This is a genomic window from Streptomyces sp. NPDC088554 (assembly GCF_044752945.1).
GTDB lineage: Bacteria > Actinomycetota > Actinomycetes > Streptomycetales > Streptomycetaceae > Streptomyces.
The window spans coordinates 1-12,038 of record NZ_JBIVMF010000059.1 but is presented as its reverse complement, the minus strand read 5'-3'; the positions used below and the strand labels follow the sequence as shown (position 1 = coordinate 12,038).

General features: G+C 70.6%; 1 protein-coding gene. It reads left to right on the top strand.

Translation table 11 applies throughout. The features are described from left to right. Positions 1-512: 512 nt before the first annotated feature. Positions 513-12,038: type I polyketide synthase (locus ACIP8W_RS31280; RefSeq protein WP_402205767.1), on the top strand; the 11,526-nt coding region annotated here is incomplete at its 3' end.

Here is a 12,038-nt window from a genome sequence, read left to right as displayed (position 1 = left end):
GGCTGCGGGTGAGTCATGCGTTCCATTCGGGTCTGATGGAGCCGATGCTCGCGGAGTTCGCAGAGGTTGCCGAGACGCTTTCGTACAGGGTGCCGCGTATTCCGATGGGGTTGGCGGCGGATGGTGGTGTGGCTGCTGGTGTTCCGGGTGCAGGGTATTGGGTGCGGCAGGTGCGTGAGGCTGTGCGTTTCGGTGATGTGGTGACGGCTCTGGCTGGGGAGGGTGTGGGCCGGTGGGTGGAGTTGGGGCCTGACGGTACGCTTTCTGCTCTGGTCCGTGGTGTTCTCGGGGCGGACGTTACCGCTGTGCCTCTCCTGCGGAAGAACCGGGACGAGCCTGCCACGTTCCTTACCGCCCTGGCCCACTTGCATGTCACCGGCACGGACATCCCATGGGGTGAACTGTTCGGTGGCGGACCGCTCACAGCGCTCCCCACCTACGCCTTCCAGCGTCAGCGTTACTGGCCCGAGGTGAAACTGACCCAACGGCCGGGTGGCGTACGTTCGTTGGGTATGACTTCGCCGGGTCACCCGTTGCTCGGTGCCACCGTGCAGCTGGCCGGTGAAGGGGAGCGGCTGCTGACCGGTGTGCTGTCGCTTCAGGCACAGCCCTGGCTGGCCGACCATGTTGTGGCCGGCACTGTTCTCCTCCCGGGTACGGCCTTGGTGGAGATGGCGGTCCGGGCCGGGGACGAGGCAGGGTGCGCGGAGTTGGAGGAACTGTCGCTGCTGGCCCCGCTCGTCCTGCCCGAGCAGGGTGGTGTCGCCGTACAGGTAGTCGTCGGATCCGCAGACGGCACGGGCCGCCGCTCGGTGGGCATCCACTCCCGGCTGCAGGACGTGCCCGACGACGAGCCCTGGACGCAGCACGCCGACGGCATCCTCACCGACACCACCTCCACCAACGACGACGCGCCCGACACCGACTGGGCCGAGCAGTGGCCGCCCGCCTACGCCACCCCGGTGGAACTCGACGGCACCTACGAACGGCTCGCCCAGCTGGGCTACGGCTATGGCCCCGTCTTCCAGGGGCTGCGGGCAGCCTGGCGACACGGCGATGTTGTGTACGCAGAGGTTTCCCTGCCCGAGACGGCGCGCGGCGAGGCCGAGACGTTCGGCGTACACCCCGCGCTCCTGGACGCCGCCCTGCACGCCATGTCCGGCCTGGCCGGGGGCGACACTGCGGATGGCGGGGAGGGCGCCGCGCCGAAGGTCCCCTTCGCCTGGTCCGGGGTCCGGCTGCACGCCGGGGGCGCCGTCGCCGTACGGGTCCGGCTCAGTCGTACGGAGGCGGACGAGACCGCCCTGCTCGCAGTGGACGCCGAGGGTGCCCCGGTCGTCTCCGTGGCGTCGCTGGCGGTACGTGAACTCGCCACCGCCCCTCTCGCCCCCGGCGGGCCGGCCGGCAGTGGCCTCTACGAGCTGACCTGGGTACCGGCCGCCCCGGAGGACAGCCAACCGCTCGACCCGACGCGTTGGGCCACACTCGGCGACGGCCCGTGGGACGACGCCATGCCCAACTGCCCTGACTTGGAGGCGGTTTCCGCACTACTCAGCTCCGGGCGGCAGCTCGACGGCGTCGTCGTCCACTCCGTCCCCGCTCTCGCCCCCGGTGACACCGACATCGCCGCCGGCACCCGCGAGCTGCTCAATGGAACCCTGGAGCTGGTCAAGTCCTGGCTGACGGACGACCGTTTCGCGGGGTTGCGCCTGGTGACGGTCACCCGCGACGCCGTGGCCGTACTGCCCACGGGGTCCGTCGCACCGTCTTCCCTGGCCGGGGCCGGTGTGTGGGGCCTGCTGGCGACCGCCGAGTCGGAGAACCCGGGCCGTTTCACCCTGGCCGACCTCGACGCCGACCCCGGCGCGGCCCGTACCCAGGACCTGGGCACCGCCCTGGCAAGTGGTGCCCAGCGGGTCGCCGTGCGCGACGGCCGCGCGTGGACTCCTCGCCTCACGCCCGCCCCGACCGCTCCCACTGCCGACACGGCCGCGACCGTTCGTACTGGCCCGGCGCTCGCCGGTGGCACCGTCCTGATCACCGGCGGTACGGGTGGCCTCGGCGCCCTGTGTGCCCGTCATCTGGTGGCCGAACACGGTGTACGACACCTGTTGCTGCTCTCCCGCAGTGGCCCAGCCGCGCCCGGTGCCCCGGAACTCGTCGGGGAATTGACCGAGTTGGGTGTCGCCGCCACCGTGGTCGCCTGCGATGTCGCCGACCGGGCCGCGCTGGCCGCCGTCCTCGCCGCCGTACCGGCAGAACACCCACTCACCGGTGTGGTGCACACGGCGGGTGTCCTGGACGACGGTGTTGTCACCACGCTCACCCCGGACCGACTGGACACCGTCCTCGCCCCCAAGCTGGACGCTGCCCTCCACCTCCACACCCTCACCGCCGGTCTGGACCTCGCGGCCTTCGTTGTCTTCTCCTCCGTAGCCGGGACCCTCGGCTCCGTCGGGCAGGCTGGATACGCGGCGGCCAACGCGCTCCTCGATGGCCTGGCCCGGCACCGCCACGCCGAGGGTCTGCCCGCCGTCTCCCTCGCCTGGGGACCCTGGGACCAGGGGAGCGGTGGCATGTTCGGCCGCATGGACGCAGCCGACACCCGGCGTGTCGGCCGGTCGGGGGTCGTCCCTCTGACCGCCCGCGAGGGGCTCACACTCTTCGACGCCGCGCTCGCACTGGACCGGCCCCTGCTGGCCGCCGTGCACTGGGACCGCGCCGCGCTCGCTCGCACCGGAGAACTCCCCGAACTCCTGCGCGGACTGGTCAGGGCCCCCGCCCGCCGCCGTGCCCGCGCCGCCGCCCGAGCCCTCGATGGCGGACTGGCCGGCCGGCTCGCCGCCCTGTCCCCGGCCGAACAGAGCCGGATGCTCACCGACTTGATCCGCACCCATGTGGCCGCCGCCCTGGGCCACACCGACGGTGCTGCCGTCGACCTCGGCCGCGCCTTCAAGGACCTGGGTTTCGACTCGCTCACCGCGATCGAACTCCGCAACCGGCTGGGCGCCGAGACCGGCCTCTCCCTGCGCGGCACCCTGATCTTCGACTACCCGACACCCCAGGCACTCGCCGAATATCTGCGCTCCTGCCTGCTCGGCGCCGCCGGGACCGGCCGGACCGCCCGCGCTCGCGTCGCCGCCGACGAACCGATCGCCATCGTCGGCATGGCCTGCCGCTTCCCCGGCGACGTCCGCTCACCCGAGGACCTGTGGCGGTTGGTCCTCGCCGATGCCGTCGGCGCCGACGCGATGAGCGAGTTCCCCGACAACCGGGGCTGGGATCTCGACGGGCTCTTCCACCCCGACCGCGAACACACGGGCACGAGCTATGTCCGTGAGGGTGGCTTCCTCCACGACGCCACCGACTTCGATGCCGCGTTCTTCGGTATCTCGCCCCGCGAGGCGGTGGCGATGGACCCACAGCAGCGGCTGCTCCTGGAGGCCGCGTGGGAGACCCTGGAGCGGGCTGGAGTGCCCTCCGAGTCGCTGCGTGGCAGCCGGACGGGAGTCTTCGTCGGTGGTGCCTACCAGGGGTATGCCGATGGCCTCCTCCAGCTCGGTGACGGCGCCGAGGGACACATCGTCACCGGCACCCATGGCAGTGTGCTCTCCGGGCGCCTCTCCTACACCTTCGGCTTCGAGGGCCCGGCCGTCACCGTCGACACCGCCTGTTCCTCCTCCCTCGTCACACTCCATCTGGCGGCACAGGCGCTGCGGCAGGGCGAGTGCGATCTCGCGCTGGCCGGCGGCGTCACGATCATGCCGAGCCCCGGTGGCTTCGTGGAGTTCTCCCGGCAGGGCGGGCTCGCCTCGGACGGCCGTTGCAAGTCGTTCTCCGCCGACGCGGACGGCACCGCCTGGAGCGAGGGCGTGGGCCTGCTGCTCGTGGAGCGGCTCTCGGACGCGGTACGCAACGGCCACCGTGTCCTCGCGATCGTCCGTGGCTCGGCGGTCAACCAGGACGGCGCCTCCAATGGCCTCACGGCTCCCAACGGCCCCTCCCAGGAACGTGTCATCGGCCAGGCCCTGGCCGGCGCGCGGCTGACCGCCGCCGACGTCGACGTGGTGGAGGCGCACGGTACGGGTACGAGGCTGGGTGATCCGATCGAGGCGCAGGCCCTGTTGGCGACGTACGGCCAGGACCGCCCCGAGGACCGGCCGCTGTGGCTCGGCTCCGTGAAGTCCAACATCGGCCACACGCAGGCGGCGGCCGGTGTCGCGGGCGTCATCAAGATGGTGATGGCGCTCCGGTACGGAGTCCTGCCTCGCACACTTCATGTTTCGGAGCCGACGGCCGAGGTGGACTGGTCGGAGGGTGCGGTACGGCTGCTGACCGAGGCCCGGGCCTGGCCCGAGGCGGACCGGGCGCGCCGGGCCGCCGTGTCGTCGTTCGGTATCAGTGGTACCAATGCGCACGTCATCCTGGAGCAGGCGCCTGCGGCTGTTGAAACGGTGTCCGGGAGTGTTGCGCCGGTTGTGGTGCCGTGGGTGGTGTCGGGTCGGGGTGCGGCGGGTCTGCGGGGGCAGGCGGAGCGGTTGCGTTCGTATGTTGCGGAGTGTCCTGAGCTGGATCCGGTGGTGGTGGCACGCTCGCTTGTCGGTACGCGGTCGGTGCTGGAGCAGCGTGCGGTGGTGGTGGGCCGGGACCGCGAGGAGCTGTTGACGGGGCTTGCCGCGGTGGCTGCGGGGGAGAGCGCCGGTGGCGTGGGTGGGGTCTCTGGTGCGGGTGTGGTGTTTGTGTTCCCGGGGCAGGGTTCGCAGTGGCTGGGGATGGCTGCTGGTCTGCTGGATTCGTCGCCGGTGTTCGCTGCTCGTATCGCTGAGTGTGAGCGGGCTTTGGGTCTGTGGGTGGACTGGTCGTTGTCCGCGGTTCTCCGTGAGGGTTCCGGTGTGGATCCCGTGTTGTGGGCGCGGGTGGATGTGGTTCAGCCGGTGTTGTGGGCGGTGATGGTGTCGTTGGCGGAGGTGTGGCGTTCTCGTGGTGTCGTGCCGGCTGCTGTGGTGGGTCATTCGCAGGGTGAGATCGCGGCTGCTGTGGTGGCAGGGGCGTTGTCGTTGGAGGATGCGGCACGGGTGGTTGTCCTGCGCAGCCGTCTGATCGGCCGCGATCTGTCGGGCCTCGGTGGCATGGCTTCGCTCGCCGTCACGCAGGAGCGGGCTTCCGAGCTGCTGCGAGGGCGGGAGGGTTTGTCGGTCGCGGCGGTCAATGGGCCGAATTCGACTGTGGTGGCAGGGGATTCGGCTGCTCTGGATGTGTTGGAGGTGGATTGTGAGCGTGAGGGGGTCCGGTTCCGTCGTATCGATGTCGATTACGCCTCGCACTCCGCCCACGTCGAGCGTATCGAGACGGAGCTTCTGGCCGAGCTGGCCGGTATCGCGCCGGTTACGGGTGGTGTGTCGTTCTGGTCGACGGTCACGGCCGAGGTCACGGACACGGCTGGTCTGGATCCCGCTTACTGGTACCGCAACCTGCGCCACACGGTCCGGCTGAGCGATACCCTACGGGCCCTGTACGAGGCCGGGCATACGGTGTTCGTGGAGGTCAGCCCGCATCCGGTGCTGACGGGCGCGGTCCAGGACACGGTGGACGATGACCGTGCCCTGGTCGTCGGCTCCCTGCGCCGGGATCGGGAGGAGGAACGCGAACTCCTCGTATCCCTAGGTCAGTTGTATGTGCATGGTGTTCCGGTTGACTGGTCGGTTCTTTTGGGTGAGGGCCCGACGGGCGATCTGCCGACGTACGCCTTCCAACGCCAGCGCTACTGGCCGGAGGTACCCGCCGACGCGGCCGGTGTGGCTGCCGCGCAAGGTGGTCGTGACGGATGGTTCTGGGACGCGGTGGAGCGGGAGGACGGCGGTGTTCTTACGGAGGAACTGGCCGTCGAGCGTACGGCCTGGGACACGGTGCTGCCCGCTCTCGCCGACTGGCGGCGCAGGCAGCGCGAACGTGCCCTCGTCGACGGCTGGCGCTACCGGGTCGGCTGGAAGCGGCTGCCCGAGATGGCGACCGCGCTCGTCGGCCGTTGGCTGGTGGTGACCTCCGAGGAGACCGACCCCGAGTGGGCCACCGAGGTGATGGCAGCCCTGGAGCGGCGGGGAGTCGGTGCAGACCGCCTGGAACTCTCCGCCGATACCACCGATACCACCGATGCCGCAGACAGCGCTGACACCGTAGGCAGCGCCGAACGCCCTTTGCTCACAGCCGAGTTGACCGCAGCGCTCGACGCCCCCGAGAGCCCGGCCGGTAGCCGGCACGGGAGTGCTCCGGTCTCCGGCGTTCTCTCCCTCCTGGGCGCTGGAGCGACTGGCCTGGCCCGGACCCTGTTGCTCACCCAAGCCTTGGATGACACCGGCATCGCCGCCCCCTTGTGGACCCTGACCCGGGGCGCCGTCGCGGTGACAGACGGGGAACCCGTGGACGTACGGCAGGCCGCTGTCTGGGGCTTCGGTCGGTGCGCCGCGCTGGAGCAGCCCGCCCGCTGGGGCGGGCTGGTCGACCTGCCCGAAGGGCTGGACGCCCGAGCGTTCGACCGGATGGCCGCCGTTCTCGCCGACGGCGCGGGCGAGGACCAGGTGGCGGTACGGGCAGGTGGCACCTTCGGGCGCCGTCTGCTCCGGGCTGCCCCCCGCCGCCCGGCCGCCAAACCGCTGCACTTCCACGGCACGGCCCTGGTCACGGGCGGCACCGGTGAACTCGGCGCCCAGGTGGCACGCTGGCTGGTCGGACGCGGCGCCGAGCACCTCGTACTGCTCAGTCGTCGCGGCCCGGACGCGCCCGGCGCGCAGGAGTTGCGGGCGGAGCTGACCGCGCTCGGCGCGGCGGTCACCGTGGTCGCCTGCGATGCCGCCGACCGGGACGCGCTGGCCGCCGTCCTCGGCGCCGTACCGGCAGAGTTTCCGCTGACCACCGTGGTCCACGCGGCCGGGGTGACGGGCGGTGGCACGGTCGCCTCCCTCACCCCCGCCGACCTCGCGGACACCCTGCGCGGCAAGGCCGACGCCGCCCTTCACCTCGACGAACTCACCCGCGACCTGGACCTGACAGCGTTTGTGCTGTTCGCCTCCGGTGCCGGTGTCTGGGGTGGCGGTGGGCAGGCGGACTACGCCGCCGCCAACGCCGTACTCGACGCACTCGCGCACACTCGCCGTGCCCACGGCCGCACCGCGACCTCTGTCGCCTGGGGTGCGTGGGGCGACGGTGGGATGGCCGCCGACGCCGGGGCCGCCCAGTACCTCAGCCGCCGAGGTGTCACGGCGATGAAGCCCGATTCCGCGCTCGTAGCCCTGCAACAGGCCCTGGAACTGGACGAGACGGCGGTCACCGTCGCCGACCTCGACTGGACCGCCTTTGCCCGGACGTTCACTCTGACCAGGCCGAGCCGTCTGCTGGACGAGCTTCCCGAGGCGGCCGTGGACGGTCCGGTGGGCACACCGGCAGACGGTTCGGCGGACGGCACCGGCCACGCCTCGGCCGACGCCCTGCGGCAGCGGCTGGACGGGCTCGGCCGGTCCGAACAGTTCAACGAACTCCTGCGTCTGGTCCAGACCCAGGCCGCCGCCGTCCTCGGCCACGACTCCACCGGACCGATCGAACGCGACCGCGCATTCCGGGAGTTGGGCTTCGACTCGCTCACCGCCGTCGACCTGCGCAACCGGCTCAAGCAGGCTGTGGGTCTGGCGCTGCCCGCCACTCTGGTCTTCGACTACCCGGCGCCCGCCGTCCTCGCCGAGTACCTGCGCGCCGAACTCCTCGGCGCGGCTGTCGAGACCATCGCCGTACGCACCAGGGCGACCACCGACGACCCCCTCGTGATCGTTGGCATGGCCTGCCGCTTCCCGGGCGGTGTCCGCTCCCCGGAAGATCTGTGGGGACTGCTGCGCGCGGGCGGGGACGCGATCGGGGAGTTCCCCGACGACCGGGGCTGGGATCTCGCCGCTCTCTTCGACACCAGCGGTGGGCACGGCAACACCAGCTATGTCCGGCACGGTGGATTCCTTTACGAAGCGGGGGAGTTCGACGCCGCTTTCTTCGGGATCTCCCCGCGTGAGGCGATGACGATGGACCCGCAGCAGCGGCTTCTCCTCGAAACGGCGTGGGAGACCTTCGAGCGGGCGGGCATCGACCCGGTGGCCCGCAAGGGCAGCCGTACCGGTGTGTTCGTCGGCACCAACGGCCAGGACTATCTGACGGTCCTGACCCACTCCTCCGAGGACTTCGAGGGCCATCTCGGCACCGGCAATCTGGCCAGTGTGCTCTCCGGGCGTCTCTCCTACAGCTTCGGCTTCGAAGGCCCGGCGGTCACCGTCGACACCGGATGCTCGGCCTCCCTCGTAGCGCTTCACTGGGCCGCGCAGGCGCTGCGCGAAGGGGAGTGCGACCTCGCGCTGGTCGGCGGTGTGACCGTCATGTCCACCCCCGGCAGCTTCGCAGAGTTCTCCCGTCAGCAGGGGCTGGCGCCGGACGGCCGGTGCCGGTCCTTCTCGGCGGACGCCGATGGTACGGGCTGGGGCGAGGGCGTCGGCATGCTGCTCGTCGAGCGGCAGTCCGACGCGGAGCGCAACGGCCACCGGATCCTCGCGGTCGTCCGTGGCTCGGCCGTCAACCAGGACGGCGCCTCCAACGGCCTTACCGCCCCCAACGGCCCCTCCCAGCAGAGAGTTATCCACCAAGCGCTCGGCAGCGCGGGCCTGACCACGACCGATGTGGACGTGGTCGAGGGCCACGGCACGGGCACCCGGCTCGGTGACCCGATCGAGGCCCAGGCGCTCCTGTCCACCTACGGCAGGGGACGTCCCGAGGACCGGCCGCTCTGGCTCGGATCGGTCAAGTCCAACCTCGGTCACACGCAGGCGGCGGCCGGTGTCGCGGGTGTCATCAAGATGGTGCTGGCCCTGGAACACGGAATCCTGCCGAAGACACTGCACGCCACAGAGCCGACCTCCGAGGTGGACTGGTCGGCCGGTACGGTACGGCTGCTGGCCGAGGAACGCGCCTGGCCTGAGGTGGGCCGCGTACGCCGGGCGGGCGTGTCGTCGTTCGGTATGAGTGGTACCAACGCGCATGTGATTCTGGAGCAGGCTTCGCCGAAGGCTCCGGACCGGGCGCCGGAGGAAGCCACCCTGCCGGTGGTGCCGTGGGTGGTGTCGGGCCGGGGTGCGGCGGGTCTGCGCGGCCAGGCGGAGCGGCTGCGGTCGTACGTCACCGAGCATCCCGAGCTGGACCCGGTCACCGTGGGCCGCTCGCTTGTCGGTACGCGGTCGGTGCTGGAGCAGCGTGCGGTGGTGGTGGGCCGGGACCGCGAGGAGCTGTTGACCGGGCTTGCCGCGGTGGCCGCGGGGGAGAGCGCCGGTGGCGTGGGTGGGGTCTCTGGTGCGGGTGTGGTGTTTGTGTTCCCGGGTCAGGGTTCGCAGTGGCTGGGGATGGCTGCTGGTCTGCTGGATTCGTCGCCGGTGTTCGCCGCTCGTATCGCTGAGTGTGAGCGGGCTTTGGGTCTGTGGGTGGACTGGTCGTTGTCCGCGGTTCTCCGTGAGGGTTCCGGTGTGGATCCCGTGTTGTGGGCGCGGGTGGATGTGGTTCAGCCGGTGTTGTGGGCGGTGATGGTGTCGTTGGCGGAGGTGTGGCGTTCTCGTGGTGTCGTGCCGGCTGCTGTGGTGGGTCATTCGCAGGGTGAGATCGCGGCTGCTGTGGTGGCCGGTGGCCTGTCGTTGGAGGACGCTGCGCGTGTCGTCGTCCTGCGCAGCCGTCTGATTGGTCGGGTGTTGTCCGGCTTGGGCGGCATGGCTTCGGTGGCTGTGACGGAGGAGGAGGCACGGGAGCTTCTGCGGGGTCGTGACGGCTTGTCGGTTGCGGCGGTCAACGGTCCGGACTCGATCGTCGTGGCAGGTGACACGGCGGCTCTGGATGTGCTGGCGGTGGACTGTGAGCGTGAGGGAGTTCGTTTCCGCCGTGTCGACGTCGATTACGCCTCGCACTCGGTGCATGTCGAGCGTATTGAGACCGAGTTGGCCGAGGAGCTGACCGGGATCGCTCCGGTGAGTGGCAGCGTTCCGTTCTGGTCGACGGTGACCGGTGAGGTGATCGACACGTCCGGTTTGGACGCCGCTTACTGGTACCGCAATCTGCGTCGTACGGTCCGGCTGAGCGATACCGTACGGGCCCTGCACGCCGCAGGGCACACGGTGTTCGTGGAGGTCAGCCCGCATCCGGTGCTGACGGGCGCGATCCAGGACGCGGTGGATGACGACCGCGTCCTGGTCGTAGGCTCCCTGCGCCGCGAACGGGACGAGGAGCGCGAACTCCTCACTTCTCTGGGCCGGTTGTACGCCTATGGGCTTCCGGTCGACTGGTCCGCGTTCCTCGGTGAGGGCCCGACGGCCGATCTGCCGACGTACGCCTTCCAACACCGCCGCTACTGGCCCAGGGTCGTCGCGACCCGGGGGGACGTACGGGATGTCGGCCTCTCATCCCCCGGTCACCCCCTGCTCGGCGCCGCCGTGGCACCGGCCGATGGTGACGGTCTCCTCTTCACAGGGGTGCTCTCCCTCCGGGCGCAGCCCTGGCTCGCCGACCACGTCGTAGGCGGTGCGATCCTCGTCCCGGCGACCGCCCTGGTCGAGTTGGTCATTCGGGCCGGGGATGAAGCCGGATGCATGGGCCTGGACGAACTCTCTCTGTTGCGGCCCCTGGTGATCCCGCCAAGCGGTGGCGTCGCCGTACAGGTCGTTGTCGGCGGGCCGGACGGTGAGGGTCGCCGTCCGGTGGGCATCCACTCCCGGCCGCAGGACGCCGACACTGCCGCGCCATGGGTCCGGCACGCCCAAGGCACTCTCGCCGTCGGCGAGCCGGACCCCGTCTCCTGGGACGCGACGCAGGCGTGGCCGCCGCAGGGCGCCGATCCGCAGCAACTGGACGGTGTCTACGAGAGGTTGGCCGGTGCTGGGGTCGTTTACGGCCCCGCCTTCCATGGGCTGCGGGCGGTGTGGCGGCGCGGTGCGGAGGTGTTCGCCGAGGTCGAACTGCCTGAGGTGGTACGGGAGGAGGCGGGCGCCTATGGTCTGCACCCGGCGTTGCTCGACGCGGCGTTGCAGACGGTGGGCTGGGCGGGGCTTGAGTTTGAGGGCGCCGCGATGCCGTTCGCGTGGTCCGATGTCGCGCTCTATGCCTCGGGTGCCTCCGTGCTACGGGTCCGGCTTGCGCGGACCGGCCCGGACACCGTCTCCGTAAAGGTCGCCGACCCGGCCGGTGCACTGGTCGCGGGGGTTGGCTCGCTGGTTCTGCGCCCGGTCCCGCAGGGCCGTACCGTGCAGGTGGATGCCGCCGACGACGGACTCTTCTCCCTCTCCTGGCAACAGCTTTCCGCAACCCGGGAGACGGCCGATCTGTCCCGCTGGGCGGTGCTCGGGACGGCGTGGGGCCTGCCCGTCGGGCGATCGTACGAAAGCATGGACGCTTTCGGGGTATCCCTCGCCTCCGGCGCTGATCTCGACGGCATCCTCGTCCCCGTACCCTCCGGAACCCCCGAGGAGTCCGGCGCCCGCGTGGGCCTGGTCCTGGAGCTTATGCGGGCGTGGTTGTCCGATGAGCGGTTCTCTGGTCGGCGGTTGGTCCTGGTCACCTGTCGGGCGGTCGCGGCCGGGTCGGATGATGTGTTGGAGGGGTTGGCTTCGTCGGGGTTGTGGGGTTTGGTGGGTTCGGCGGAGGCTGAGAATCCGGGCCGTTTCGCCCTCGTCGACATCGATACCGACACCAATACCGACACCGATACCGATACCGATACTGACATCGACACCGATACCGATACTGACATCGATACTGACGCCGACGGCAGTGCTGCTGATGCTGTCACCGGTTTGTTCTGGGCTGAGGTTCTCGGTTCTGGTGTGGTGCGTTCGGCTGTGCGTGCTGGGCGGGTTCTGGTTCCTCGTCTGGTTCCGTTTGTGCGTTCGGGCGGGGAGTCCCGGCGTGGGGTGTGGGGTTCGGGGGGCACGGTTCTGGTTACGGGGGCCACGGGTGGTCTGGGTCGTTTGCTGGCCCGG